21 protein-coding genes, 1 tRNA gene and 1 other RNA gene are annotated in these 26,190 nt (G+C 65.2%); 15 read left to right on the top strand and 8 right to left on the bottom strand.

Annotated features, from left to right (window positions below):
* Positions 1-36 precede the first annotated feature (36 nt).
* The 3 genes from AC1C2N_RS11540 (at position 37) to AC1C2N_RS11530 (ending at position 1,505) form a co-directional block, all read left to right on the top strand.
* Positions 37-510 (top strand): peroxiredoxin, encoded by a 474-nt coding sequence (locus AC1C2N_RS11540; protein ID WP_483404250.1) that lies wholly within the window; start codon positions 37-39, stop codon positions 508-510.
* A 67-nt stretch (positions 511-577) separates the two neighbouring features.
* A tRNA-Val gene (locus AC1C2N_RS11535) sits at positions 578-650 on the top strand.
* A gap of 216 nt (positions 651-866) precedes the next feature.
* Entirely contained in the window at positions 867-1,505 is a 639-nt protein-coding gene (locus AC1C2N_RS11530) for a dihydrofolate reductase family protein (protein ID WP_495434048.1), read from the top strand.
* 8 nt (positions 1,506-1,513) lie between these two features.
* Here AC1C2N_RS11530 and AC1C2N_RS11525 read toward each other — a convergent pair whose 3' ends face one another.
* Positions 1,514-4,267 carry an ATP-binding protein gene (locus AC1C2N_RS11525; protein WP_495434047.1) on the bottom strand — a complete coding sequence of 918 codons (2,754 nt, stop codon included), beginning with the start codon at positions 4,265-4,267 and terminating at the stop codon, positions 1,514-1,516.
* Positions 4,268-4,684: 417 nt separating this feature from the next.
* Between AC1C2N_RS11525 and AC1C2N_RS11520 the strand changes: the two genes are divergently transcribed.
* Together AC1C2N_RS11520 and AC1C2N_RS11515 are read left to right on the top strand one after the other, a co-directional pair.
* On the top strand, positions 4,685-5,509 hold the full coding sequence (locus AC1C2N_RS11520; protein WP_495434046.1) for a MerR family transcriptional regulator: 825 nt from the start codon (positions 4,685-4,687) through the stop codon (positions 5,507-5,509).
* A 78-nt stretch (positions 5,510-5,587) separates the two neighbouring features.
* Entirely contained in the window at positions 5,588-6,169 is a 582-nt protein-coding gene (locus tag AC1C2N_RS11515; RefSeq protein WP_495434045.1) for a small multidrug efflux protein, read from the top strand.
* Positions 6,170-6,296: 127 nt separating this feature from the next.
* On the opposite strand, the gene AC1C2N_RS11510 is transcribed toward AC1C2N_RS11515, so the two are convergent.
* Positions 6,297-7,259 (bottom strand): manganese catalase family protein, encoded by a 963-nt coding sequence (locus tag AC1C2N_RS11510; RefSeq protein WP_495434044.1) that lies wholly within the window; start codon positions 7,257-7,259, stop codon positions 6,297-6,299.
* A gap of 390 nt (positions 7,260-7,649) precedes the next feature.
* On the opposite strand from AC1C2N_RS11510, the gene AC1C2N_RS11505 reads away from it, so the two are divergent.
* The 4 genes from AC1C2N_RS11505 to rnpB all read left to right on the top strand — a co-directional run bounded on the left by AC1C2N_RS11505 (position 7,650) and on the right by rnpB (position 10,509).
* Entirely contained in the window at positions 7,650-8,432 is a 783-nt protein-coding gene (locus tag AC1C2N_RS11505) for an aggregation-promoting factor C-terminal-like domain-containing protein (RefSeq protein ID WP_495434043.1), read from the top strand.
* Between the two features lie 69 nt (positions 8,433-8,501).
* Positions 8,502-9,320, top strand: a complete 819-nt coding sequence (locus AC1C2N_RS11500; RefSeq protein ID WP_495434042.1) for a Nif3-like dinuclear metal center hexameric protein — start codon at positions 8,502-8,504, stop codon at positions 9,318-9,320.
* 47 nt (positions 9,321-9,367) lie between these two features.
* Positions 9,368-10,105, top strand: a complete 738-nt coding sequence (locus tag AC1C2N_RS11495) for a zinc ribbon domain-containing protein (RefSeq protein WP_495434041.1) — start codon at positions 9,368-9,370, stop codon at positions 10,103-10,105.
* A gap of 40 nt (positions 10,106-10,145) precedes the next feature.
* Positions 10,146-10,509: RNase P RNA component class A (gene rnpB, locus AC1C2N_RS11490), an RNA gene on the top strand.
* 46 nt (positions 10,510-10,555) lie between these two features.
* On the opposite strand, the gene ppgK is transcribed toward rnpB, so the two are convergent.
* Together ppgK and map are read right to left on the bottom strand one after the other, a co-directional pair.
* A complete protein-coding gene (gene ppgK / locus AC1C2N_RS11485) occupies positions 10,556-11,326 on the bottom strand; it encodes a polyphosphate--glucose phosphotransferase (RefSeq protein WP_495434040.1) in 771 nt (256 codons plus the stop codon).
* Positions 11,323-12,204, bottom strand: coding sequence for a type I methionyl aminopeptidase (gene map, locus AC1C2N_RS11480; protein WP_495434039.1), 882 nt, complete (start codon positions 12,202-12,204; stop codon positions 11,323-11,325). Before map ends, ppgK begins: the two co-directional genes overlap by 4 nt.
* 35 nt (positions 12,205-12,239) lie before the next feature.
* Between map and AC1C2N_RS11475 the strand changes: the two genes are divergently transcribed.
* Positions 12,240-12,428, top strand: a complete 189-nt coding sequence (locus AC1C2N_RS11475; protein WP_483404240.1) for an SPOR domain-containing protein — start codon at positions 12,240-12,242, stop codon at positions 12,426-12,428.
* Positions 12,429-12,463: 35 nt separating this feature from the next.
* Here the strand turns inward: AC1C2N_RS11475 and panB are convergent, their stop codons facing one another.
* The gene (panB, locus tag AC1C2N_RS11470; RefSeq protein WP_483404239.1) at positions 12,464-13,297 is read right to left on the bottom strand and encodes a 3-methyl-2-oxobutanoate hydroxymethyltransferase; all 834 of its coding nucleotides are present in this window, start codon (positions 13,295-13,297) and stop codon (positions 12,464-12,466) included.
* A gap of 112 nt (positions 13,298-13,409) precedes the next feature.
* On the opposite strand from panB, the gene AC1C2N_RS11465 reads away from it, so the two are divergent.
* From AC1C2N_RS11465 to AC1C2N_RS11455, 3 genes are all read left to right on the top strand, one after another.
* Entirely contained in the window at positions 13,410-14,765 is a 1,356-nt protein-coding gene (locus tag AC1C2N_RS11465; protein WP_108391109.1) for a glutamine synthetase family protein, read from the top strand.
* Between the two features lie 24 nt (positions 14,766-14,789).
* Positions 14,790-17,783 carry a bifunctional [glutamine synthetase] adenylyltransferase/[glutamine synthetase]-adenylyl-L-tyrosine phosphorylase gene (locus AC1C2N_RS11460; RefSeq protein WP_495434038.1) on the top strand — a complete coding sequence of 998 codons (2,994 nt, stop codon included), beginning with the start codon at positions 14,790-14,792 and terminating at the stop codon, positions 17,781-17,783.
* Between the two features lie 256 nt (positions 17,784-18,039).
* Positions 18,040-19,404, top strand: a complete 1,365-nt coding sequence (locus tag AC1C2N_RS11455; RefSeq protein WP_495434037.1) for an excalibur calcium-binding domain-containing protein — start codon at positions 18,040-18,042, stop codon at positions 19,402-19,404.
* 743 nt (positions 19,405-20,147) lie between these two features.
* Here the strand turns inward: AC1C2N_RS11455 and glnA are convergent.
* Positions 20,148-21,572 carry a type I glutamate--ammonia ligase gene (glnA, locus tag AC1C2N_RS11450; RefSeq protein WP_108391105.1) on the bottom strand — a complete coding sequence of 475 codons (1,425 nt, stop codon included), beginning with the start codon at positions 21,570-21,572 and terminating at the stop codon, positions 20,148-20,150.
* 138 nt (positions 21,573-21,710) lie between these two features.
* On the opposite strand from glnA, the gene AC1C2N_RS11445 reads away from it, so the two are divergent.
* The gene (locus AC1C2N_RS11445) at positions 21,711-22,139 is read left to right on the top strand and encodes an RDD family protein (protein ID WP_483404236.1); all 429 of its coding nucleotides are present in this window, start codon (positions 21,711-21,713) and stop codon (positions 22,137-22,139) included.
* 21 nt (positions 22,140-22,160) lie between these two features.
* Here AC1C2N_RS11445 and AC1C2N_RS11440 read toward each other — a convergent pair whose 3' ends face one another.
* Complete coding sequence (locus AC1C2N_RS11440) at positions 22,161-22,871, bottom strand: DUF4191 domain-containing protein (RefSeq protein ID WP_483404235.1); 711 nt, start codon at positions 22,869-22,871, stop codon at positions 22,161-22,163.
* A gap of 184 nt (positions 22,872-23,055) precedes the next feature.
* On the opposite strand from AC1C2N_RS11440, the gene AC1C2N_RS11435 reads away from it, so the two are divergent.
* Positions 23,056-24,627, top strand: coding sequence for a protein kinase family protein (locus tag AC1C2N_RS11435; protein ID WP_495434036.1), 1,572 nt, complete (start codon positions 23,056-23,058; stop codon positions 24,625-24,627).
* Here the strand turns inward: AC1C2N_RS11435 and sucB are convergent, their stop codons facing one another.
* Positions 24,628-26,124 (bottom strand): 2-oxoglutarate dehydrogenase, E2 component, dihydrolipoamide succinyltransferase, encoded by a 1,497-nt coding sequence (gene sucB, locus AC1C2N_RS11430; RefSeq protein WP_483404233.1) that lies wholly within the window; start codon positions 26,122-26,124, stop codon positions 24,628-24,630. It abuts the gene before it with no gap.
* Positions 26,125-26,190 lie beyond the last annotated feature (66 nt).

The raw sequence follows: 26,190 nt of genomic DNA, 5'->3' as shown, positions 1-26,190 counted from the left end.
GCCGAGGCAGGACCATTCCGGAAAGGACTCAATCCGATGGCTCTCGAGAACGACACCAGGGCTCCCGACTTCGCGCTCGTCAACCAGTTCGGTGAGACCGTACAGCTCGGCAGCTTCCGTGGAAAGCGGGCCGTCGCACTGGTCTTTTTCCCGCTCGCTTTCTCTGGCAGGTGCACGAGCGAGCTGTGTGAACTCCGCGACAACCTCTCGCTGTTCCAGGATGCCGGGATCGAACTCATCGGCATCTCCGTTGACTCGAAGTCCGCGCTCCGGGCGTGGGCCGAGCAGGAGGGCTACGAGTTCACCCTGCTCTCAGATTTCTGGCCACACGGTCAGGTCAGCAAGGAATACGGCGTGTTCCTCGACTCGAAGGGATTCGCCAACCGGGCGACGTTCGTGATCGACGTGGACGGAATCATCCGGGCGAGCTTCATCACTGCTCCAGGGGAAGCCCGCTCGCTCGAGGCGTACCGCACAGCTGTCGAGAACCTGCAGCGCCAGCCCGCGTGAGTGGGCATCCGGTTTCAGGTCGTGGCCGGAAAGTGTGTAACATGATCACGCTGCCATCGGCAGTGAGGGGCCTTTAGCTCAGCTGGTAGAGCGCCACGTTTACACCGTGGATGTCATCGGTTCGATCCCGGTAGGGCCCACACACGTTAAGCCCATTTCGGGTCTGAACCCGCGAACCGCGGTCTGTCTTCGACAGGCTGCGGTTTTTGCGTTCGCGAGGCGCGACAGCCGCTGATAACAACACCCGTGGTGTAGCCGCGACGTTCGGCGTATCGTCAGCACCGGCACCGGGGCAGCTGCGGCACGGCGCGTGTCGCCTCGTTGAGAGCCCCGGACAGTCACGAAAGGAGCTCTCCGTGTCCGGCCGCATTCATATTGACCACTTCACCACACTCGATGGCGTCGCCCAGGCGCCGGGGGGTCCCGACGAAGACGCCGGCGGCGGATTCGCGTTCGGGGGCTGGCAGGCGCCCCTCATCGACAGCACAGTGGGAGCTCAGGTCGACGAGGGGATACGGAGCATGGACGCCCTGCTTCTGGGCCGTCGCACCTACGAGATTTTCGCCGCGTACTGGCCACACCACCTCGACGGACCCGATGCCGACATCGCCCGCAAGTTTGACGCGATCCCCAAGTACGTCGTGTCGCGGGGCACGCCGGAGCTCGACTGGCGCGACTCGCACCTGATCGGTGGCGATCTCAGCACGGAGGTGTCAGTGCTGCGCGAGCGGCACCGGGAGATCCACGTCATCGGCAGCATCGACCTTTCCCGCACCCTCGTCGCCGAGAACCTGTTCGACCAGTTGAACCTGTGGGTATACCCGATCGTCGTCGGTGCCGGCAAACGCCTGTTTCCCGACGACGGCCCGCCAGTGGCCCTCGAACTTCTCGCTGCGGAGGGGGCGTCCGAACAGGGCGCGGTTCTCCTGCGTTACCGATCGACGGGTTCTGTCCCGGCGACGGGCGACATGGGCGAGGAGAATTCCGCACCCTGACAGCGTCGTCAGGCGAGCTGCAAATCCTTGAGCTGCCTGCGTGACGAGATATCGAGTTTCTGGAAGATGTTGCGCAGGTGGGATTCAACGGTTCGCGGGCTCAGGAAAAGCTGCGAGCCGACCTCCCGTGAGGTCGCGCCGGTGGCTACCAGTCGTGCAATGTGTAGCTCCTGGGCCGTGAGTTCGTCGGTTCGTCGGGCGGTGCGTTTTCTCGGGTGCTCGCCGGTGGCGTGCAACTCGCGTGCAGCTCGGGCGGCGAAGGCTTCCGCGCCCATCTCTGAGAAGAGTTCGTGGGCCGTTCGCAACTGACCACGTGCCTCCTGGCGACGTCCCTCTCGGCGTAACCATTCGCCGTAGAGCAGCTGGGCACGGGCGGCCTCGCCAGCAATGCGTGACTTACTGAGGTGTGCGATCGCTCCGAGATACCATTCCTCCGCCGCAGGGCCGGCGATCGTCAAGGCTCTGGATCGTGCCTCAAGACCGAGCGCCCAATCCGTGCCACTGGCACGCGCACGCACAGATAAGCGCTCGAGTGCGTCCGCTGCACTCTCGGGGTCGCCGCCACGGACTGCTGCCTCGATCAACTCGGGCAGACCGATCGTGCTGAGGGAGAGTTCGGCCGCGTTGGAAGCCTTTACGGCGGCTCCCTGGGCCGCCGCGTACTCGCCGAGCCCGTTGTAAAGCACGGCGCTTGCGTAGTGCGCCATCGTTGCTTCCGAACTCCCATCGGTGTTGCCGGGTCTCAGGAAGGTGAGGCTGTTCAGCTCTTCTACCGCTGTCCGGTCACCGCCCCATGCGGCGAGGATGGCCTGGGTGTGGCGCAGTTTCACTCCTCCAATCGATTCTGCGATCGCCTCCGCCTCAGAAGTCAGCTCCCGCGCACGGGTAAGTTGCCCGCTTATCGTCAGGATGTTGGCGTGGAGTTTCAGAGCGGCGGGGAGCCCGGCCAGAGCGCCCGTGCTGCGCGACACGGCGACAGCGCATTCGGCGAGGTGATGGGCGCGTTCGTCGTCGAGGATACCGACCGCGAGTCGGCCCGCCAGCCAGAGCCACGACTGGCTGACATCCTCCTCCTGTACGGTGTCTGGGCGCGTCGCCTCGCCCAGCGCGTCGAGCGCGAGCCGCAAAGCCGGGACGCCCGGCGAATAGCCGTGGACCATCGTCACCGCGAGCGCGTCCAGAAGCAGGTCCACAGGCCGAATGGCCTGGGCTGGCGGTGCGGTGAGAGCCGTTTGCGCGATGGCCGTCGCCTGAGAGGCGCCGCTGATGATTGCCGCGTCCAGCGCGTGCAGATAGGTCTCGCGCGACAGGTCGGGGTCGAACGGGGCAAGCGTCGCGGCGGCATCCAGCAGCATGTCCGGAACGTCAGCACCGCGGGTGAACTGAAACGCGATCTGGGCGCGGAGCAGCGCGACTCGAGCGCTTTGCAGCGAATCGGCCGGCCCACCCTCGGCGATCGCGAGCAGGTCCACCGCGTTCTCAAATGCGCCAGCGTTGGCCAGCGAGCGCGCTGCTTCCAGCGCGCGCCTGGTGCGATCCACGACGTCAGGGCTGAGCTCTGACGCACGTCTCAGGAACGCACCTGCGGCGGCGTGGCCGCCGCGCGAACGCGCCCGCACTGCCGAGCGCTCTAGCTGTGCGGCAACCTCCTCATCAACGCCCAGCACCGCCTGAGCGCAGTGCCAGGCGCGCCGGTCAGGGTCGAGGGTTGCATCGGTGGCCGCGGCCAACGCGCCGTGCACGCGGCGGCGGGCCGCCGGGTCCGCGGCCCGGTACACCGCCGATCGCACCAGAGGATGGCGAAATCGCACTACGGAATCGATCTCAATAAGTCCGGCGGCTTCCGCCGGAGCGGCGGACTCCGACGTCATGCCGAGTTCGGTGGTCGCACGGCACAGCAGTGCCGGGTCTCCGGTGGGCTCAGCCGCCGCGGTGAGCAGCAGCAACTGCGTCGTCTCGGGTAACTCACTCGAGCGTCGTCGGAATCCACTCTCGACTCGGCCTGGAACATCCGACACGTCAGGAAGCTGGAATCCGCCAGCGAGTCGAACTGCTGGCGCACTCGCGGGGAGCTCAAGGAGCGCAAGAGGGTTGCCACGTGCCTCCGCGATGATGCGCTCGCGTACGTCGTCGTCCAGCGGAACGCGAACAGCGGCGTCCAACAGCTTTCGCGCAGAGACACCGTCGAGTCCCGTCAACCTCAGCTCCGGCAAGCCGGGGAAGAGGGTTCGCTGCCCGCTGACATCTCGCTCACCGAAGACCATGACGAGCCGGTCAGCATCGACCCGGCGAGATACGAATGCCAGCACTTCGGCGGAAGCCTGATCGAGCCACTGTGCGTCATCGACCAGACAGAGCAGCGGACCCTGCTCGGCGACCTCCGCAATCAGGTTGAGAGTAGCCAGTCCAATGAGGAACCTGTCCGGTGCTGGACCGCTTCTCAGTCCCAGGGCCACCCCGAGCGCTACCTGCTGCGGCTCGGGTAGCGCGCTGAGATGATCGAGGAACGGGGCGCAGAATTGATGAAGACCCGCGAACGCGAACTGCGTCTCCGTTTCGATACCGGTCGATGATTCCACACGGAATCCAGAGGCGGCGGCGACATCGCCCAGGTGTGCCAGCAGCGCCGTCTTCCCGATTCCCGCGCCGCCGCGCACCACGAGGACCGCGCTGCCGCCGGCTTGTGCCTCGATCAGCAGCTGCTCGACCTCACGGCGCTCCAGGCGCCTACCCAGAAGTTTCGACAGGTTTGCTCCGTTCAAAGGCTGACTGCTTCTGCAACCAACCCTGTAGTTACCACAGCATTATGGCCGACGAGGGCGGTGTAGGACCCGGATCGCTGATATTGCGCACATCTCAGTGCTTTCTACCGACGCGAGGCCACCGCGTACGGACGACGCTGAAGACCTGGGCAGGTTCGGTGACGAGTTGCCCTTCGTGACACATCGTTCGAACAAGGGAGAGAGACCGTGGGAAGCGATATATCTCGAGCAGGCGTCTGCGGTGCAGGTGCGCAGACCGCACGTTGCAAATCCGATCAGCGCGAAGCTTCCCGCTGGCCGCCTGACGGCTCGGAGACTTCGCTGGACGACTCCGTGAGCCTGGCTGTGGCGCTTGCCTCGATCATGCTGAGCCTCGGCTCTGCCGGTGCGCGGACTCGCGGATCAGGGGGATAGACCGTGGCATGGAGTACACGCGAGCTCGCGGAGCTCGCCGGGACGACGGTCAACACGATCCGGCACTATCACCGGATCGGCCTGCTGGACGAGCCGGAACGGACGTACAACGGATACAAGCAGTACGGCGTTCGGGAGCTGGTGTGCCTGTTGCGGATCCTCCGGCTGGCTGGGCTTGGCGTGCCGCTGGCGAAGATCGCTCATGTCGGGGCGGGTGGGCAGGCTGCGAAAACTGCCCTGGAAGAAGTGGACGACGAACTTGTCGTGCGTATCAAGCGGCTGAAGCAGGCTCGTGCCGATATCGCCGCAGTCCTTCGTGACGACGCCCCACCGGACGCTCCTTTCGGTTTCGTCTCCGTGGCATCTCGATTGTCTGAGTCTGACCGGTCGATCCTCCACATCTGGAACCGGCTCTACGACGAGGATGCGATGGCTGATCTGCGGCGGATGGTGGAGCTGGATTCGGATGCCGGCGCGCTTGGGAAAGAGATTGATGCGCTCCCGCCCGCCGCGAATGAGGCCACGCGGGCACGGCTCGCAGCAGGTCTGGCGCCGATCCTGGCGCGCAATCTGGTCGATTACCCCTGGCTGAGGAACCCGGCCGAGCACCTCGCGAAAGGGGAGCGGGTCACGCGACTGACGTTTGTCGAAGCACTTACGGAGCTGTACAACCCAGCCCAGCTCGATGTGTTCGCGCGCGCGGGCGCCCTCGCGCGGCAGCGGCAGGCTGACGTCCCAGCCCACGACAAAATTACTGTGTCAAGCCGCCGCCACGCGGAACATCCGCTCGCTCCCCGAGTCCGGCGACCGCTGCCTCTCGGGGCTTGACTGTGTTCTGGGAACACAGCCTCTAATGGTCGGAACGTCGACATATTCGACGCCTGACAACAGAGAGGAACCACAGAAATGAACCCCACAGAGGAACTCGTCCGCAATTTCCAGGAGCTCGTGGCCCAGGTGCCCGAGATCGTTCAACCGTTCGTCGTGATGCTCGCGTCGGCAATCCCATTCGTCGAGGGTGAGGGCGGTGCGCTCGTCGGTATGGTCGGTGGACTTAACCCGATTCTCGTCGGCGTCGCGGCGGCGGCCGGCAACTTCCTCAGCGTCCTTCTGGTCGTCGTTGTCAGTTCCCGGGCGCGTGGCGCTGTGGTGGATCGCCGAGCAGCACGCCGCCAGCTCGTGAGCGTTGGTGCGGGGGGAGCGGCCGCGACGGAAGGAGGGTACGTCGGGACGCTCGAAGAGGTCCCGGCCAAACCTGAGTCGAAGGGCCAGCAGCGCGTCAAGGGGTGGCTGCTCCGGTTTGGCGTACCCGGAGCCAGTATCCTCGGCCCGTTGGCGATCCCGACGCAGTTCACCTCCGCGATCTTCGTCGCTGGCGGTGCCTCGCGCGGCTGGGTCCTGCTCTGGCAGGCCGTCGCGATCGCGCTGTGGACGACGGCAGCCACAGTCTCCGCCTGGGCCGCACTCACGTTCATCGTCGGCATCTGACGGACGGAGCGGCGCATGTGTAACCGGGCGCTGAATAACAAAGGGAGGGCTGGCCAAATGTGGCCAGCCCTCCCTTTCTCAGTCGGAACGGTGAGCTTCTCTGAAGATCAGCGTCCGGCATCCGTGACTACTTCGTCGTCGGCGGCACCGGCGCGAAGAGCGCCTCGATGTCGGCCAGTTCCATCTCTGCCGTTGCCTGGATGAGCGCCAGGAGATCGGTGTCGAGCCCAGGGGAGAACTCTTCAAAGCGCTCAGGCGCGATGGTCGAGGGTACCCCGGCCGGTGCCTGCTCGTTGGCGATGAGTTCTGTTCCGTCGTTCGAGGGGGAGAGCCCCTGGAAGATCTTGCCCGCCTCAGACTGTCCGGTGAGGTCGAACGTGTACTGCTTGCTCTGGAGCCCCAGATCGAGCAGCTTCTTGACCTCGGGGAACTTCTCGGCGTTTGTCTTCGGAATGGGCAGCGCCGTCTTCCAGTTCACGCCGAGGGTTTCCAACGCCTTCGCGTAGGCGTTCTCGTGTGCCTGGTCGCGGACGATCAGATACGCGACAGTAGAGCGCGCCGTCACGTTGTCGGTCATCTCGTAGATTCGGCACTTCTGCAGCCGGCCGGTCGACTCGAGCATGAGGTTGTAGAGCAGGTCGAGAACGAGGTTGCCCGAGTTATACACCCAGCTTCCGTTCCACGGGTTACCCGCTGCGTCGACCGGAAGCGCGCCCTGCGCGCCGACGAGGTAGTGGTGAATGTTGCTCTCAGAGAGAGCGATGTTGAGCGGTGTCGCGCCCCCAGAGCCCGGCTTGTCGAGAGGATCGGTCGGCTTGCCCGAGTATTCCGGTGACCCGTCGAGCAGCCGGGAAATCGTCGTGCCGATGAGTTCGACGTGACTGATCTCTTCGGTTCCGATTCCCTGAATCAGGTCCCGATACGGTTTCGCGCTCGGACCACGGAAGTTCATCGACTGGAACAGGTATTGCATCATCGTTCGCATTTCACCGAACTGGCCGCCAAGCCCCTCCTGGAGCGCGTTCGCTGCTGCGGGATCAGGTTCGCCCGGCACTATTTCGTTGATCAGTCGTTGCACGTGAAAAAACACTGCTACCTCCTGTTTATGATCTGCGGATTCGCAGTTCTGACTCTGCACCCGTTGCGTACGGTGAACCAGAGGCTGGACGCGAGCGAAATGCACGGCTACTATCGTCCGCAGTCCGACCTCCACACACCTCTTGCACAGGGTTCGGAGCGGAGTTTCCCAGTTGGACCGCGCACACTTGACCAATCAGTCGCCTGCGCGCCCGAATCGCCAGGCGTGACGTGAACAGGATTCGCGTCAGCCCGACATCGACCGTCATCCCCGAAGCCTCAGAGCAGCCGTACCCCCGGCCCTCGCTCCACGATTCGGTTGAAGCCCCGTTCAGTGCGGCTTCACCGTGTCGAGGCTCACGCTGGGCGTGAACTGACGCGCGCCGGCCCAATCCCGGAAAATATGCTTTTACTCAAAAAATTTACCCGCGCCCAAATTCTCATCGCATCACTCGTTCTCGTCGGTGTGCTCATCGCCTCCTTCCTCACCATCCAGTCCACTGTCATCCGCGCGCAGAGCGTTGCAACGGGCGACAAGATTGGGAGCTCGTCGAGCAAGCTCGCCACAGCCCTCACCGGTACATCAGCCCTCGTATCGAAGGCCAAGGCCGACAATCACGCTGAGGCGGTGCTGGCCGAAGCGAATCAGGTCGTCGTTGAGGTGCAGGCGAAAGTCGACACGGCTCCGCTGACCACCTCAATCGCCTCGCTCGCCTCCTACGCCAGCCAGGACGAGGCCACCGTGATGGAACTCGCATCGACAACGCAGGCGACGTCGGCTCAACTGCGCGCGCAAGCGGCAGAGGCCGACCGTCTGGCCGCCGAAGCGCAGGCAGCCGCAGCAGCGGCAGCCGCCTCGGCCCAGGCAGCCGCCAACACCCCCGACGGTGCCCGTGCAACGGCTCGCGCCCTCGCCCAGTCCAGGCACGGCTGGGGCGAAGACCAGTTCTCATGCCTGAACAAGCTGTGGCAGAAAGAGTCCGGCTGGTCCGTGAACGCGTTCAACGCCTCCAGCGGCGCTACCGGCATCCCGCAGGCTCTCCCCGGAAGCAAGATGGCGACCGCCGGCAGTGACTGGGCGACCAACGCGTCCACCCAGGTTGCGTGGGGTCTCGACTACATCGACCGCGCCTATGGCACCCCGTGCTCAGCGTGGTCGCACTCACAGGCCGTCAACTGGTACTGATCCTCGCATAACGGCATCCTGCGCACAGAGCCGGCCCAGAAAGCGAAACGCTTTCTGTAGGCTGGCTCTGTGCCATATTCACTCCGCGAGGTCCGCGACACTGTCGAGTTGCTGTGGCCGATCGCCGGCGCTGAATCCTGGGATGCATCCGGCCTGATCGCCGGTGACCCCGATGACCAGATTTCCCGGGTCCTCTTCGCTGTCGACGCCGTGTCTGAGACCGCGACGCAAGCGGTCGAGTCGAAGACCGACCTTCTGCTCGTGCACCACCCGCTTCTCCTCCGCGGTGTTACAACCGTCGCGGGCGACACGTACAAGGGCTCAGTTCTCACCCGGCTGATTCGCGGCAACTGTGCGCTTCTCGCTGCGCACACCAACGCGGATGTCGTCGCCGACGGAACCTCGGGAGTTCTCGCGAAGCTGCTCGGACTGACGGATGTCGCCCCACTCGTTCCCTCCGCCGACGGCGTCAGTGGCATCGGGCGGGTGGGCCGATTGCCAGCTCCAACCTCGCTCGGCCACCTCGCACACACGCTCGCGAAAATTCTTCCAGCCACCGCGACGGGCATCCGTGCGTCCGGCGACTACGACTCGGAAATCCGGACCGTGGCCCTCTGCGGTGGAGCAGGTGACTCGCTGCTTCGCGAGGATGCTGTGACGAGCGCAGACGTGTACATCACGAGCGACCTTCGCCACCATCCGGCATCCGAAGCGCGTGAGCAGGCCATCGTCGGCGGAGGACCAGCACTCATCGATGTCTCACACTGGGCAAGCGAGTGGCTGTGGCTCGACGTCGCTGCCGCACAACTGGCCGAACGCCTGCCTGACCTCTCCATTGCCGTGAGCGACATCCGCACAGACCCATGGGACTTCGTCGTCACGCAGTGACAGCCAGGCTCAAGACAACTCCAAACCAGAATCACAAGGGACCCGACGTGAAATCCAGCCTCGCAGAGCAGAAGAAACTGCTCGAATTGCACACCATCGATTCCGGGCTCGCCCGCATCGCCCACCGGGAGAAGAGCCTGCCCGAGATCGCCGAGTACACGGCAGTGTCCAGGGAGCGGACGGAACTCAGCGGCCGGATCGCCGCAGAACTCGGTGAGCTCGAGGACGCGAAGACTGAGCTCGGTCGGCTGGAGAGCGACGCTGGTGTGGTCGACGCTCGGATCGCCAGGGACACCGAGCGCATGAACTCGACCTCGAGCACCAAAGACGTGGCCGCGTTCGAGTCTGAACTCGAGTCGCTCTACCGGCGCAAGTCAAACCTCGAGGACATGGAACTCGTCGTGATGGAACGCGTCGAGGTCGCCGAGGCGCAGCTCTCCGCTACTCGCGACCTCGACAGCGACCTCGAGGCGAAGCTCCACGAGATCGGAACGAGGCGCCGTGCCGCGCTCGACGAACTCGCTCAGGAACGCGCGACGCTCACCGCGCAGCGCCACCTCCTCGAGGACTCAGTGGCACCCGACCTTCTCGCTCTCTACGAGAAGCTGCGGTCGAAGACCGGCACCGGCGCCGCCCTGTTCCGTGCCGGGACCTGTGGAGCGTGCACGATGTCGCTCACCGGCAACGAACTCGTCAAGGTGCGCGCCGCCGACATCGACGAGGTTCTCGAGTGCCCGGAGTGCGGCGCCATCATGGTGCGCACCGAGGAGTCGGGTCTCTGGTAGCAGCGATGCTCCCCACCGCCCGGTAAGCTCGAAGTGTGAATGGGTCGGCAAGACGGCCGCGTCACCAGTAATGGTGCCGAGGAACGTCCGGGCTCCACAGAGCAGGGCGGTGGGTAACACCCACCCGGGGTAACCCGCGAGACAGTGCAACAGAAAGTAGACCGCCGGGCGCGCAAGCGCCAGGTAAGGGTGAAACGGTGGTGTAAGAGACCACCAGCGACCGGGGTGACCCGGCCGGCTCGGTAAACCTCGCCCGGAGCAAGGTCAGACAGAGGACTATGGGGCTGCTCGTCCCGTCCTCGGGTAGGCCGCTTGAAGGCTGCGGTAACGCAGTCTCTAGAGAGATGGTCGTCCAGGGCGCAACTGCGCCTGAACAGAACCCGGCGTATCAGCCGGCCCATTCACCTTTGTACGACGGATGCCGCGCAGCGCGCTCAGCCCGGTTCCGGCTCAGCTGAGCGGTGGAATCGTGCGGACCGCGAGCGACGCCGCGCCAAGGATCCCCGCGTTGTTGCGGTGGACGGCCGGGACGATCGGCGCCGTCAGGGTGAGTCGGGGCAGGAACAGCTCGTGGTGTTTTGACACGCCACCGCCCACGATGAAGAGGTCGGGGGAGAAGTACGCCTCCAGCCGGGAGTAGTAGGTCTGGAGCCGCTTCGCCCATTCCTTCCAGGACAGGCCTTCCCGCTCGCGCGCCGAGTTCGAGGCACGCGTCTCAGCGTCGACCCCGTCGATCTCGATATGCCCGAACTCCGCGTTGGGGACGAGAACGCCGTTGTGAAGGACCGCGGTGCCGATACCGGTGCCGAGCGTTGTCATGAGCGCGACACCCTCGATGGCCTTCGCGGCGCCGAACCGGGCCTCGGCGTAACCGGCGGCATCCGCGTCATTGACGAACGTGATGTCCCTGCCGAGGGCATCCTCGAAATAATCCTCGGCCTTGAGTCCGATCCACAGCTTCGAAATGTTCGCCGCCGACAGCGTGACGCCGTGCTTGACGACGGCGGGGAAACAGACACCGACCGGTGCGTCCGGGTCGTGCACCTGGAGCTGGTCGACCAGCTTCACCGTCTGCGCGATGATGTCTTCCGGTGTGCCGCCCGCGGGTGTCGGCACCTTGATCCGCTCGCTCAGCAGGGTGCCTGTCGACAGGTCGACGACGGCCCCCTTGATGCCCGTTCCACCGATGTCGATGCCGACCGCGGTCGTCGGGGCGGTCATGCTGCTGCTCCGGATGGCAGTGTCAGGATGTCCGCACCGGTTTCAGTGACGACCAGGGTGTGCTCGAATTGCGCTGTCATGCTCTTGTCCTTTGTTGTCACTGTCCAGTCATCGGCCCACAGGTCCCACTCGTGGCTGCCGAGGGTGAGCATGGGCTCGATGGTAAAAACCATGCCGACTTCCATCACCGTGTCGTACTGGGGTGCTGAGTCGTAGTGGGGGATGATCAGTCCCGAATGGAATGCGCTCCCCACTCCGTGCCCCGTGAAGTCGCGAATCACGCCGTAGCCGAATCGCTTCGCGTACGACTCGATCGCCCGGCCGATCACGTTGACCTGTCGCCCGGGCGCGATTGCCTTGATGCCCCGCCTGAGGGATTCTTCAGTGCGTTCCACCAGCAGACGGACGTCCTCGGCGGCTGTACCGGCGATGAAGGTCCTGTTGCTGTCGCCGTGCATCCCATCGAGGTACGCGGTGATGTCGATGTTGACGATGTCGCCGTCTTCGAGCACTGTGTTGTCGGGGATGCCGTGGCAGACGACCTCGTTGACCGAACTGCACACCGACTTCGGAAAGCCCCGGTAGCCGAGCGTCGATGGGTACGCACCGTGCTCGATGAGGTAGCGGTGCCCGATCGCGTCGAGTTCATCGGTGGTGATGCCAGGCCGGACGTTCTCGCCAACGAGGGCGATCGCATCCGCAGCGATTCGTCCGGCTGTGCGGATTCGCTCGATCTCCGCTGGTGAATACACGTTGGAGCCCGTGTATTTCGCGGGAGATTTCCGGCCGACATACTCGGGCCGGCGGATCGGCGGCGGCACCTGGCGCTCGGGGGATCTCACACCGGCGATCAGGTGGCCGTTCGGGTCCTTAGGCATAGGATCAAGCTTAGCGATCCAGAGAGGGGCCTCCCGTGGCACAAGATCCATCCACGCAGTTCTGGTACAACCTCAAGACCGGTCAGGTCGAACGGGGATACCAGTCGCCGTCTGTCGACCGCGCCGGACCGTTCGCAACGGAGGCCGAAGCGGCACGAGCCCCTGAACGGCTCCGCGAGAACAGCCGCAAGTGGGCCGAAGAAGAGGCAGCGGAAGACCGCTGAACCGGGGCAGGTACCGTCGGGGACACCCGCCGGCGTTAGTGGTAGCTGTACTCGTCGCCGGGGTAGATGCCGTCGGCCACCTCCGTGCGGAAGGCAGAGACCGCATCGGTCAGCGCGCCGCGCACGTCGGCGTATTTCTTGACGAACGACGGGATGCGCCCCGTGGTAAGCCCGGCGAAGTCGGTCCAGACCAGCAGCTGCCCTGAAACGTGGGGTCCGGCGCCGACACCGATCGTCGGAATATCGAGTTCGGCCGTGACGAGTTCCGCGCTCTCAGCCGGCACCATCTCCAGGACGACGGCAAACGCTCCGGCGTCCTGAACCGACCGCGCGTCGCGCAGGAGCTGCTCAACCGCGTCCCCGCGGCCCTGGATGATGTGGCCGCCAAGCCCGTGCTCGCTCTGCGGTGTGAACCCGATGTGGCCCATGACCGGGATGCCAGCGGACACGATGCGACGGATCTGGTCGTGGCTGCGTTCACCGCCTTCGAGCTTGACGGCCTGCGCTCCGGTTTCCTTCATGAACCGCAACGCGGTCTTGAGGGCGTCCTCCGGACCATTTTCATAGGATCCAAAGGGCATGTCGGCGACGACGAGAGCACGCTTGGCGGCGCCGGCGACGGCTCGGGTGAGCGGGATGAGCTCGTCGACGGTGACGGGAAGCGTCGTGTCGTAGCCGAGCACGTTGTTTCCGGCCGAGTCGCCGACGAGGAGAAAGTCGATGCCCGCCTCGTCGAAGATCCGGGCGGTCAGCATGTCGTAGCTGGTGAGCCCGGTGATCTTGATGCCCTGTTCTTTCGCGCGCTGGAAGTGGCGTGTGCGAACTCGGGCGGGGCTGGACGACGGTGCGCTCTTCATTGGCTCGCTCATGCCCGCCAGTCTATCGATCCGTTGCGTCAATTCAGGTGCCGTACCTGCCAGCACACGGCGCAAGGAACGGATAGCCTATGAGCAGGCAACGCACGACACCTAAGGGGAGTGGATGGATAAGCAGCGCGACTTCGTTCTTCGTACTATCGAGGAGCGGGGAGTCAAGTTCGTCCGGCTGTGGTTCACAGACGTCGTCGGCACGCTGAAGTCGGTGGCCATCGCCCCTGCCGAGGTCGAGGGTGCGTTTGCCGAGGGTCTCGGTTTCGACGGGTCAGCCATTGAGGGCCTGAGCCGTTCGTACGAATCTGACCTGCTCGCTGTCCCTGACCCGACAACGTTCCAGCTTCTGCCCTGGCGCGGCGAGATCGACCCGACCGCCCGGATGTTCTGCGACATCACGACGCCTGACGGTCTTCCGGCGGTGTCTGACCCGCGCAACGTCCTCAAGCGGACCCTGGAGAAGGCAGCCGACAGGGGCTTCACCTTCTACACCCACCCCGAGATCGAGTTCTATCTGCTCAAGTCGGCGAAGCTCGGCAAGGAGGGCCCGGTTCCTGTCGACTCGGCGGGCTACTTCGACAACGTCCCCGGTGGCACGGCACACGACTTCCGTCGCCGCAGCGTCCGGATGCTGGAGGACCTCGGCATTTCCGTCGAGTTCAGCCACCACGAGGCCGGACCCGGTCAGAACGAAATCGACCTGCGATACGCAGATGCGCTCACCACAGCGGACAACATCATGACGTTCCGCACGGTGATCAAAGAGGTCGCCATCGAGCAGGGCGTTTACGCGACGTTCATGCCGAAGCCGCTGTCTGACCAGCCGGGCTCAGGCATGCACACGCACATGTCACTGTTCGAGGGCGACAGCAACGCGTTCTACGAGGCGGGTGCCCAGTACCAGCTCTCCAAGGTCGGCCGGCAGTTCATCGCCGGGTTGCTCCGCCACGCGCCGGAGATCACCGCGGTGACCAACCAGTTCGTCAACTCCTACAAGCGTCTCTGGGGCACCGTCGGTCGTAACGGGCTTGCCGAAGCTCCGAGCTTCGTCACCTGGGGGCACAACAACCGGTCGGCTCTCGTTCGCGTGCCGCTGTACAAGCCCAACAAGGGCGGGAGTGCGCGGGTCGAGTACCGTGCGATCGACTCGGCCGCGAACCCGTACCTCGCGTACTCGCTGCTCCTCGCCGCCGGACTCAAGGGCATCGAGGAAGGTTACGACCTCCCACCCGAAGCGGAGGACAACGTCTGGAGCCTGAGCGATTCTGAGCGCAGGGCTCTGGGTTACTCCGCGTTGCCCGCGAGCCTCGACCACGCCATCCAGTTGATGGAGGAGTCGGAACTCGTCGCGGAGACGCTCGGTGAGCAGGTCTTCAACTATGTTCTGGCCAACAAGCGGCAGGAATGGCACGAGTACCGTGCGCAGGTGACCCCGTACGAGCTCGAGAAGAACCTCGAGATTCTCTAAGCGGTTCGGCGACGGGGACACTCGATGCGACGCGAGCAAACAGCGCTGAGCGAACTCGCTCGGCTCGGCTTCGCCGGGCTGAGCGGGGTCAGGGCGCTTCTCGACGAGCTCGACGGTGTCGTTACCGTCGACGTGGCCGGCCTGCTTCCTCAGTTCGGCCTGGCTGCTGACCCCGACCAGGCGCTCAACTGCCTGGTCAGGCTCGGGCGGATGCACCCGACGGAACTCAACGGCGTCTTTGCGAACCCGGGTCGCACGGAGACGCTGATCAGGCTGCTTGGCGCTTCAGCGGGCCTCGCTGAATTCTTCCAGCGGCATCCCGCCGAGCTCGAACGGATCCCTGACCGGCCGCGCCGGCTCCCGACGCGCGCGGAGCTGACCGAGAGCATGCTCGACTCCGTCGGTGCCCATGACGGGTTTGCCGAGGTCACCGACGATGAGGCGTGGACCCGTCTCCGGGTGCGTTACCGGCGCTGGCTTGCACGGATCGCCGCACACGACCTGCGCGCGGATGACCCGGTCTCGGTGTTCGACTCCATCGCCAAAGCGCTGTCTGATGCGGCATCCGCAGCGTTTGAAGCATCCATCGCCGTCGCCAGGACGCAGGTCACCCAGCCGGGGAACGGCCCGATGCTGTTTTCCGTCGATGAGGTGCGCGCAACGCGGTTCGCGGTGATCGGGATGGGCAAGGCAGGAGCAGGCGAACTCAACTACGTCAGCGATGTCGACGTGATCTTCGTGGCGGAAGGCGACGAGTCCGCCGGGCTGTCGAACCAGCGCGCCATCGATGTAGCCACGCGACTCGCGATGCTGACGATGCGCGGGCTCGGCCAGGCCGGGATCGAGCCCGAGCTCTGGGAGGTGGATCCCAACCTGCGGCCCGAGGGCAAGCAGGGAGCGCTCGTGCGCACCCTCGAGTCCCACCTGGCGTACTACGAGCGGTGGGCGAAGAGCTGGGAGTTCCAGGCGCTGCTCAAGGCGCGGGCGTTCGCTGGTGACGCCGAACTGGGCGAGCAGTATGTCGACGCGATCGCGCCGTTCGTCTGGTCAAGCGCGGGCAGGGAGGGCTTCGTCGACTCGGTGCAGCGGATGCGCGAGAGGGTCACCGAGCACATTCCCGCCGATGAGGTGCACTATCAACTCAAGCTGGGGCCTGGCGGGCTCCGGGATATCGAGTTCACCGTGCAGCTCCTCCAGCTGGTGCACGGCGCTGTTGACGCCGACGTGCGGGAACGTTCGACCCTGCTGGCGCTCGACGCGCTGAGCGCCAACAGTTACATTGGGCGCGAGGAGGCCGCGGCCTTCGCCGCCGACTACCGTTTCCTGCGGGTGCTCGAACACCGGTTGCAGCTTGGCGGCCTTCGCCGCACCCACCTGATGCCCCGTGACAAGGAAGAGCTTCGCGTGCTCGCACGCGCGTCGACGCTCGCGCCCAACGCCGATGCACTCGTCACCCGCTGGGAGAGCACCAAGCACGAGGTGAGGAGCCTCCACGAGCGGCTGTTCTACCGTCCGTTGCTCGCCGCCGTTGCCGCCCTTCCCGACGAGGAAGTTGCGCTGAGCCCCGCACAGGCCGAGGCGCGCCTCGCCGCGATCGGTTTCAGGGATCCGAAGGGGGCGCTGTCGCACATCGCGGCGCTCACCGCCGGCGTGTCCAGGCGCGCGACGATCCAACGTCACCTGCTGCCGGTCATGCTCCGCTGGCTCGCCGAGGGCGCAGACCCTGACTACGGACTCATCGCGTTCCGTCGGCTGAGCGAATCGCTCGGCGGAACACACTGGTTCCTCCGCACCCTCCGGGATTCCTCCGGGGTGGCTGAGCGCCTCACGCGGGTGCTCAGCGGCTCCCGTTACATCGGTGAACTCCTCGACCAGATCCCCGAGGCCGCTGCCTGGCTCGCCGACAACAACGACCTTCACGGCAGGTCGCTCGCGGCTATCGAAGACGAGATGTCGGCGATTCTTGCGAGGCACGACACGGATGCCGCGGCCGCGAAGGCGATTCGCCGCGTTCGTCGCAGGGAGATCCTCCGCCTCGCACTCGGCTCCGTGCTCGGTGTCATCGAACTGCCGGAACTCAGCCGCGGGCTCACCGACATCACCACGGGAACCATCAGGGCGCTGGTGCGACTGATCCGACGCACCGATGGACTCGGCGAAGACAGCCTCGAGTTCGCCGTGATCGGGATGGGCAGGTATGGCGGCGCTGAACTCGGGTTCGGATCCGACGCTGACGTCATGTACGTCTACCGGGCGACGGCCATGGACAACGAGCAGTCACACCGGGCAGCAAACCGAATAGTGGCGGAGCTCAACCGGCTGAGCGAGGATCACCGCTTGCCGCTCGACCTCGACGTCGGGCTCCGCCCCGAGGGAAAGAATGGGGCTGTCACCCGCTCCCTCGACTCCTACCGGGCCTACTACGAGCGGTGGTCGCTCACCTGGGAGGCACAGGCTTTGCTCCGCGCGGACGGCGTCGCGGGTGACGAATCACTGATCACCGACTTCGAGTCGCTGGCGGACGCCATCCGTTATCCAGCTGAGATCTCGGATGCCGCGGTGCGGGAGGTCAAACGCATCAAGGCGAGGGTCGAGAATGAGCGACTGCCGCAGGGTGCTGACCCGTCTCGGCACGTCAAACTGGGGCGCGGGTCGTTGAGCGACGTTGAATGGTTCGTACAGCTGCTCCAGCTCGAGCACGGGGCCGCGATCCCAGGCCTGCGGACGACGAGCACCCTGGGGGCGCTGCAGGTGGCCGTGGAGAACGACCTCGTCACGCCGGAGAGCGCCGAACGCCTTCGGGCAGCGTGGATCTTCGCGTCCCGGCTCAGGTCCGCGATGACGCTGTGGCTGAACCGCACGACCGATGTCCTGCCGAGTGACCGGATGCAGTTGAACGGCATCGCACGGATCCTCGGCTACCCGCCGGCGTCTGCGGCCCGGCTCGAGGAGGATTACCTCGCGGTGACCCGCCGCGCACGCAGCGTCTTCGAGAAGCAGTTCTACGGAACGCCGTAGAGTTTCGCTGCGGGATAGCGAGCTACGTGTGACTTGGCGTACAAGGCTCACGTTTTTAGTTCGGATTTCTTCCACACGCCCGGTGCGGCCCAGGCCGGAGGAACCTCGGAAGTTAGAGTTCTCCTCTGTAGTTGATACCCGCAACGCGCATTCTTTGCCTTGTGCATGAACGCTGGCGCACCCCTGGTCTGGGGCCTTCGAGGGCTAACGGTTTCCCATAGGGTGCTCTCAGCGACAGGCGAAGGAGCCACACCCGATGTTCATCCCAAAACGAATGGCCGCTGTCCTCGCGGCGCCCCTGACGATCCTCGCGATGGCAATTGTCCCCGCTACCTCAGCACAAGCCTTCGCCAGCACTGCGGACAACCTTTTTGGGCAGCTGACGGTTACCGCTCCAGTCACGGCTGGGTACGACCGCGCTCTATTCACGCATTGGATCGACGCTGATGGTAACGGGTGCGACACACGCTCCGAAGTTCTCCAAGCCGAGTCAACCGCTCCGGTGACCTTCAGCAGCGGTTGCACCGTCGCGACCGGCTCCTGGACATCGCCATATGACGGCGCGACCTGGACGAATGCCTCAGACGTCGACATCGACCACATGGTGCCCCTCGGAGAAGCGTGGGCATCGGGCGCGGACACCTGGACGGCCGATCAGCGGCAGGCCTACGCGAACGACCTCGATCTTCGTGGTGCGCTCATCGCCGTGACCGACAATGTAAACCAGTCGAAGGGCGACCGCGACCCGGCGGGCTGGCTACCACCGGCGACCTCCGACACGTGCACCTACGTCGTCGACTGGGTGACGATCAAGTACAAGTGGTCCCTCACGATCGACTCCGCCGAGCACGCGAAGCTCTCCAGCGTCCTGAGCACCGACAACTGCGGCGGAACAGCAGTTGACGCCCCGGCGAAGCGGGAAGTCGGTGGTGGGACTGCCGCGCCGGTCGCAGCAGCCGACGGCGCGACCGCGGTTTATCGATTCTGGTCGCCCAAGTTCAACGGGCACTTCTTCACGACGAGCGTCGCCGAGCGCAACGACGTCATCACCAGGTACCCCGAGATCTGGAACTACGAGGGTGTGAAGTATGGCGCCTACACATCTCAGGTCAGTGGAACGGTTCCCCTCTACCGCTTCTGGTCGCCCGTCTACAACGGCCACTTCTTCACCACCGATGCAGCCGAGCGAGACCAAGTCCTCGCCCGCTATCCGAACGTGTGGTCGTACGAAGGTGTCGCCTATTACGTCTACCCGAACGACGCAAACCTCTTGGATGCGAACGCCGTAGACCGATTCTGGTCGCCGGTCTACTCACACCACTTCTACACCGCCAGCGCCGCCGAAGCCGCAAACGTGAAGGCTCTCTACCCAACGATCTGGTCCTACGAAGGCCAGAGCTTCCAAGTGCCGTCCGCCCTGCCCGCTGAAGCACAGCCCGTACCGACGACGTCCGCACCTTCCCCAACCCCTTCCCCAGCCCCTGCTCCTGCACCCCCGGCGAACGTCTATTACGCCAACTGCGACGCTGTCCGCGCCGCAGGACACGCACCCCTCTACCGCGGGCAACTGGGCTATCGACCAGCCCTCGACAGAGACGGCGATGGAGTTGCCTGCGAGTAGGGGGCCCGCCGTACTGCGCTGGCGATGGGCTCCGGTGCGGCGGCGACCGTCCACGCACGCTCACTTGAGGGCGCGACGCTCCAAAACCGGCGCATCTGGTTCGAAGCGTTGGGGGTCATCGAGGAAGACGACGTATCTATCTACTGAGCTTTCCCGGCGAGCCATCTCTGAGCCGGGTGAGACGGCGGTCCAAACTGCTGCGTCTTGGGAGACGGTCGCAGCTTCGGTCCACGGCCGGCGGGGCTGACATCCGCCTGCTCGGGTTACTGAGGCTCTCCCGCCTCGAGCGGGGTGAAGTCCGGTGTGCTGTTTTCTGCCATGACGACGTCGACCCCTGAGGATACGTTGTTTTTGCGCTCCTTCAGGGTTAGCTGCTTCCCATGTGAAAAGCTCCACATCAATCTTTCTCCAGTAGACCCCACGATCCTAGTAACCGGAACATGCTCGTCTACATCGGTGCTTTGATGGCAATGATGGATGGCCGGGTTCGTACAAATAGAGCGGTTCGAGGAGGATTACCCTCGCCGTGATCCGCCGCGCACGCAGCGTCTTCGAGAAGCAGTTCTACGGGACGCCGTAGGGTTCGCTGCTGCGGGAAAGCGGGATATCCGGCGCCCGCTCGGCCCGAAAGGACTGGAGTTTGGCGAATTATGTCGCCGTTTCTGGCCGAGCAGCTGCCAGTGGGTTAACGAGTGCGGGCCGCCCACCCCGAGAGGTGGACGGCCCGCAGGGGCACACGTGGGTTACACGCCGTAGTAGAGCTCGAACTCGAACGGGTGCGGACGCTGAGCGAGAGGCTTGATCTCGTGCTCGCGCTTGAAGTCGATCCAGGTCTCGATCAGTTCACGCGTGAACACGTTGCCCTGAAGGAGGAACTCGTGGTCTGCCTCGAGCGCCTGAAGGGCACCCTCGAGCGAGGACGGAACCTGTGGGATGCTCTTCGCTTCTTCCGGGGGAAGTTCGTAGAGGTCCTTGTCGACCGGCTCGTGCGGCTCGATGCGGTTCTTGATGCCGTCGAGGCCTGCCATCAGCTGCGCGGCGAACGCGAGGTACGGGTTACCCGATGCGTCTGGCGCGCGGAACTCGATGCGCTTGGCCTTCGGGTTCGTTCCCGTGATGGGGATACGAATCGATGCCGAACGGTTTCCCGCCGAGTAGACGAGGTTGACCGGTGCTTCGAAGCCGGGAACGAGGCGGTGGTAGCTGTTGACCGTCGGGTTCGTGAACGCGAGGACGGCCGGCGCGTGCTTGAGCAGTCCACCGATGTACCAGCGTGCGACATCCGAGAGTCCGCCGTAGCCTGCCTCGTCGTAGAACAACGGGGTGTCGCCGTTCCACAGCGACTGGTGGGTGTGCATTCCCGATCCGTTGTCACCGAAGAGTGGCTTGGGCATGAACGTCGCGGTCTTGCCCCACTGCTGTGCCGTGTTCTTGACGATGTACTTGAACTTGAGGATGTCATCCGCCGAGTGCACCATCGTGTCGAACCGGTAGTTGATCTCACCCTGGCCGGCGGTGCCGACCTCGTGGTGGCTGCGCTCGAGGATCAGGCCAGCGTCGATGAGCTTGAGGCAGATGTCGTCGCGCAGGTCAGCGTGCTGGTCAACGGGGCTGACCGGGAAGTAGCCGCCCTTGTACGGGGTCTTGTTGGCGAGGTTTCCGCCGGGCTCCTCGCGGCCCGAGTTCCAGGCGCCTTCGCTGGAGTCGACGGAGTATGAGCTGGAGTGCTGGTTGATCTCGTAGCGCACGTCGTCGAAGATGTAGAACTCCGCCTCCGGGGCGAAGAACGCGGTGTCGGCGATGCCGGTGGACGCGAGGTACTTCTCGGCCTTCTTCGCGACCTGGCGCGGGTCCTTCGAGTAAATCTCGCCGTTGCGCGGGTTGTAGATGTCGAAGACGATGATGAGCGTGCGCTCAATGCGGAACGGGTCGATGTACGCCGTCGTCACGTCGGGGATGAGCTGCATGTCCGACTCGTGAATGCTGGCGAATCCCCGGATCGATGAGCCGTCAAACAGCTGCCCGACAGTGAAGAATTCCTCGTCTACTGTCGACGCCGGGATGTTGAAGTGCTGCTGCACACCAGGGAGGTCGGTAAACCGAATGTCGACGAACTTGACGTCCGTGTCCTTGATGAACTTGAGCACCTCGGAAGAATCGCTGAACATATGGAAAACTCCAAATAGGGTTGGAACCGAGAAGGATGCAACGTGCAACCTCTTGAAGGGTATGCACCCGGGGTTACCCGACAGTGACACCCATGTTTCTGGCATGTTACACGTCCGAAGCCGACGTAGGATTTAACAATGCCTGCAGACAGCCGCCATCCCGCATCATCCGGCGACATCGCCCCGAGTCGATACCCCGGAGAGCGCCTCGGGCTTCCCGAGAGCGGCCCGCACAGCGTGGCACGACTCGGCAGGAGACTCGGCGCACTCACCGTGGACTGGATCATCGCCATGCTCGTGTCGGCGATGTTCTTCAACGCGGACGCGTGGGCAAACCTGCTGGTTTTCGCGGTATTGCAGATCGTTTTTCTGCCAACGATCGGTGCGAGCATCGGACACCGGGTCTTTGGACTCCGGCTGATCCGGGTGACAGGCGGCTGGGCCGGTGTCTGGCGGCCTATCGTTCGAACCGCGCTGCTCGTCATCGTCGTTCCCGCTCTCGTCTGGGACTCAGACCAGCGCGGGTTCCACGACAAGGTTGCTGGAACGGTCCTCATCCGAGCCTGAGGACCGTTCGCGGCGAGGCGATTACCGCGCGCGCTGCGGCTTGACCTTGAACGGGTCGACGCCCTTCGGGATCGGCAGGCCGTTCGAACTGAGCGACGACAGCCGGTTGACGATGGCGAGCACCTCCGGCTTGGTCAGCGTCGACTTGACCTTGCGAACGGTCCTGGGCAGCTTGTGCAGCGGGACCGAATCAGCGTCTGGTCCGACATAGAAAACGGTGACAGGAACGTTGGGAAGCACGCGCTTCACCTTGCGCTTCTCGTCTTCGACAAGGCGTGTGACGCGCGAGCGCGGGCCTTCGCCGACGAGGACGACTCCACCCCGCCCGACGGCGCGGTAGACCGCGTCCTGGGTTTTCGCATTCGCGTTGACGGGCATTTCGCTACCCTGCCAGCCGCGGGGGAGTGAACTGCGGAAGACGGCGCCAACGGCACCGGGCTGGCCGGAGATCTGACCGTACGCCGCTTTTTCGGCTTTACGGCCGAGGACGATCATTGCGGCGAGGATGCCGGCGAGCACGCCGGCGATGATCCAGAGGACAAGACCGAAGACACTGCCGCCCGAGATGAGGATCGCGAGAACGACGGAAACAGCGATGCTCCCGAAGAACGCGAGGAGGATCCACCAGACGGCGGTCTTGTCGTAGCGGCGGGTCATCTGGAACACCTGCCACATTTGCTTCAAACGGCCTGGTTCCTTCGCAGCCTTAGCTGGCTTTTCTTTGCGTGCCATGGGATCAAGGATACCGGCATCCGGGAGGGTCCGATGTGCCCGGTCGCTCCTGATTTTGCGGGGCCGGGCAACGCCTCGTGCGGGGGTGGTGCACCGGCCCCCTCACACCCGCAGGCTGCGGAGATCCGCTCCACCGGTCGGGCCGGCCCAGTCCGGACCGGCTCGCGGCGGGGAGAATCGGCGGATGAGACCAGCCCTGTTCCGGCGCGGGCCTTCACCACGCCGCACCGCCGGTGCAGCGCCGCGTGCTGTCGCCTCCTCCGACAAGGTGGCCGGTGACGCATCGGGTGCGGACGCGGTCGGGTCAGGCCTCGACAGTGTGCTGTGTGGCTATCGCCTCGTTCGCGTCATCGAACACACCCCAGACGCAACGACGTGGCTCGCGGTGCCCGCCCAGGCAGTCGTACCCGCCGCCGAACCGGACGGCGGGTCAGCGTCCAGTGCGATCGAGCTCACGCGACTCGCCGGTCAGGCTCCATCGGCACTCGCAGCAGCGGCCGCCGGACTCTCACCCTACGTTCACGCTGCGCTCGACGTAGCCACCGATGACACAGGTGCCCTCATCCTCATCGCCGAGCGCACGCAGGGCACGCTCGCCGGGCTACTTGCCGAGCGCAGGACACTGCTGCTGGGGGAGGCGGTCACCATCCTCGCGCCGGTGGCTTCCGGCCTCGCCGCCCTGCACACGGCGGGGATTGCGCACGGCGCTCTCACACCAGACGCTGTCGCATTCACCCCGCACGGCCGCCCCCTCATTACCCGGCTCGGCGTCCGGGGTGCCCACGTACCCGACGACGCGACAGCTGCCACCCGGTGGCGTCAGGATCGCCTGTCCCTCGGTGCAATCCTCCGCTGCGTACTCGACAGGTGTGAGGACTCTGTCGGCGATGCCGTGCCATCGCTCCACCGATGGTTCGACCGGACCGTCGGTGACTCTCCCGACGCCGTGTTCTTCAGCCAGCTGGAGCTGCGGCTCTTCGCCCTCGCTGACCCCCTCCCCGTCGACCTCGACCGGGAAAATACGGCAGCGGATGCCCCGGACCTCCCGGCCGGTCCGCTCACAGGGCTCGGCCGCCCCGAGCCACCCGACGTTCCCGGGAGCGGCGGCTGGCTGTCGGGGATACTCACCGGCACCGGGCTCGACCTGGTGGCCGACCTCGCCGATCGCTTCTCGCCGACGACAGCGATCGTGGAAGTGATCACGGAGAGAACCGCCGGATTGGGAGGCTGGGTCCGGCGAGCCCTCAGCGGGAGGGCGGCCCTGGTCGTCGTCGTGACGGTGGTCACGATTGTGACGGTCTGGGGAGGGTTGAGCGTGCTCCCCGATTCGACAGCGGCCCCGAAGCCGACACACACCGCATCATCGCCACCGGCTGTTGCGCTCAGCGGCGCCGAGCGCACCGCCATCGGCGCCGAGGATCCGGACGCGGCGGTCCGAGCGCTTCTCGGGTTCCGTGCGCGATGCCTCGCGAGCGGCAGCGCCGAGTGCGTAGCGGTCGTCGATGAGTCCGGATCTGCCGCGGAGGCCACCGATCTTCACGCGCTGGAGACGAAAGACACCGCCCCGCTGAGCGCCTTGCCCGCAACCGGCGTTGCCGGACTGCAGATCGAGCTCATCCAGCGCACGGGCAACGCCGTGTTGTTTCGCGTCGGCGGGACGCCCGACACAACAAACCAGCCGGTGCTCGTCCTCGTGATGAAGACGAACACCGGCTGGCTGTTGCGGGACCTTGCGGAGCCCGACGGACTTTCCTGACTAGATGCCGAGGTCGGCCTCGAAAGCGCCTGCTTCCAGACGGTTCTTGACGGCGACGAGGTAGCCGGCAGCATCCGCACCGTCAACGATGCGGTGGTCGTACGACAGGGCGAGGTAGACCATAGAGCGGATCGCGATGGCTTCCTGGCCCGCAGCCTTGACGACGACGGGACGCTTCACGACGATGCCGGTTCCGAGGATCGCGGACTGCGGGAGGAACACAACAGGGGTGTCGAAGAGCGCGCCACGCGAACCGGTGTTGGTCACCGTGAACGTACCACCGGAAAGCTCGTCAGGCTTGAGCTTGTTGGCGCGGGTCCGGTCGGCGAGATCAGCGATCTGCGCGGCGGTCTCGGCGATGTTGAGGTCGGTTGCGCTGCGCACCACCGGGGTGAGGAGGCCGCGCTCGGTCTCAACGGCGATCGAGATGTTCTCGTGGTCGGGGTAGACGATCGAGTCACCGTCGATGGTCGCGTTGACGACCGGGTACGCGGTGAGTGCCTCGGCTGCTGCCTTGACGAAGAACGGAAGGAAGGAGAGCTTGTTGCCTGTCTTCGACAGGAACTCGCCCTTCACCTTGTCGCGGAGCGTCGCGATGTTGGTCACGTCGACCTCGATCACCGTGGTGAGCTGGGCTGAGGTCTGCATCGACTGGACGGCGCGCTCGGCGACGACCTTGCGGAGGCGCGACATCGGCTGCGTGGTGCCACGGAGCGGGGAGATCTCGAGCGGCTTGGCCTTCTCGGCGGCCGGAGCCGCGGATGCTGCCTGGCTGGCCTGCAGAACGTCCTCCTTGCGGATGCGACCGCCGACACCGGTACCGGTGATTGTCGACAGGTCGACACCCTGCTGGTTGGCGAGGCGCCGGACCAGGGGAGTGACGTATCCGCTACCGAGCGATTCGCCGCCGACGGGAGCCTTCGCCGGAGCGGGAGCTGCCGGAGCCGGGGCTGCTGCGGGAGCCGCAGGAGCTGCGGGAGCCGCAGGAGCTGCAGCCGCCGGAGCGGGTGCAGCTGGAGCGGGTGCTGCCGCGGCGGGCGCGGGTTCCGGTGCGGCAGGCGCCGGGGGAGCAGGTGCGTCTGCGGGGGCCTCGGCCGGTGCGGCCTGGGCCTCCTCGGGGACCTCGGTCGACGGCTGGACCGACGGCGCCTCGGCTTCGTTGGACTCCGCCTCCGCGGATTCCGCGGGCTGCTCGGCAGCGGGTTCAGCGGCAGGCTCTGCCTCTGCGGCGGGCTCTGCGTCACCTGCCGGTGCGGATGACCCGTCACCGATCTTGACCAGGGCGGTGCCGACCTCAACCGTTTCGTCTTCCTGCACGAGGATCTCTTCGATCACTCCGGCGACGGGCGACGGGATTTCGGTGTCGACCTTATCTGTCGATACCTCGAGCAGCGGTTCGTCGACCTCAACCCGATCCCCGACGTTCTTCAGCCAGCGGGTGACCGTACCCTCGGTGACACTCTCGCCGAGTGCCGGAAGGCTTACGGATTCTGACATGACCTTGTCTCCTTTGAAACCAATTCTTGCTGTATGAGCTTAGTGACGAACGCGCCCGCGGCGGGC

This window comes from Mycetocola sp. Y791 (assembly GCF_059445325.1).
The sequence above is the reverse complement of the archived record's forward strand: the minus strand, read 5'-3'. Positions and strand labels throughout refer to the sequence as shown.

Coding starts and splice junctions, on each gene's coding strand:
- ppgK (WP_495434040.1), bottom strand. CDS start 11,326: ATGACCGCCCCGACGACCGCGGTCGGCATCGACATCGGTGGAACGGGC.
- panB (WP_483404239.1), bottom strand. CDS start 13,297: ATGAGCGAGCCAATGAAGAGCGCACCGTCGTCCAGCCCCGCCCGAGTT.
- AC1C2N_RS11460 (WP_495434038.1), top strand. CDS start 14,790: ATGCGACGCGAGCAAACAGCGCTGAGCGAACTCGCTCGGCTCGGCTTC.
- AC1C2N_RS11435 (WP_495434036.1), top strand. CDS start 23,056: ATGAGACCAGCCCTGTTCCGGCGCGGGCCTTCACCACGCCGCACCGCC.
- AC1C2N_RS11455 (WP_495434037.1), top strand. CDS start 18,040: ATGTTCATCCCAAAACGAATGGCCGCTGTCCTCGCGGCGCCCCTGACG.
- AC1C2N_RS11515 (WP_495434045.1), top strand. CDS start 5,588: ATGAACCCCACAGAGGAACTCGTCCGCAATTTCCAGGAGCTCGTGGCC.
- sucB (WP_483404233.1), bottom strand. CDS start 26,124: ATGTCAGAATCCGTAAGCCTTCCGGCACTCGGCGAGAGTGTCACCGAG.
- AC1C2N_RS11505 (WP_495434043.1), top strand. CDS start 7,650: ATGCTTTTACTCAAAAAATTTACCCGCGCCCAAATTCTCATCGCATCA.
- glnA (WP_108391105.1), bottom strand. CDS start 21,572: ATGTTCAGCGATTCTTCCGAGGTGCTCAAGTTCATCAAGGACACGGAC.
- map (WP_495434039.1), bottom strand. CDS start 12,204: ATGCCTAAGGACCCGAACGGCCACCTGATCGCCGGTGTGAGATCCCCC.
- AC1C2N_RS11445 (WP_483404236.1), top strand. CDS start 21,711: ATGCCTGCAGACAGCCGCCATCCCGCATCATCCGGCGACATCGCCCCG.
- AC1C2N_RS11465 (WP_108391109.1), top strand. CDS start 13,410: ATGGATAAGCAGCGCGACTTCGTTCTTCGTACTATCGAGGAGCGGGGA.
- AC1C2N_RS11540 (WP_483404250.1), top strand. CDS start 37: ATGGCTCTCGAGAACGACACCAGGGCTCCCGACTTCGCGCTCGTCAAC.
- AC1C2N_RS11440 (WP_483404235.1), bottom strand. CDS start 22,871: ATGGCACGCAAAGAAAAGCCAGCTAAGGCTGCGAAGGAACCAGGCCGT.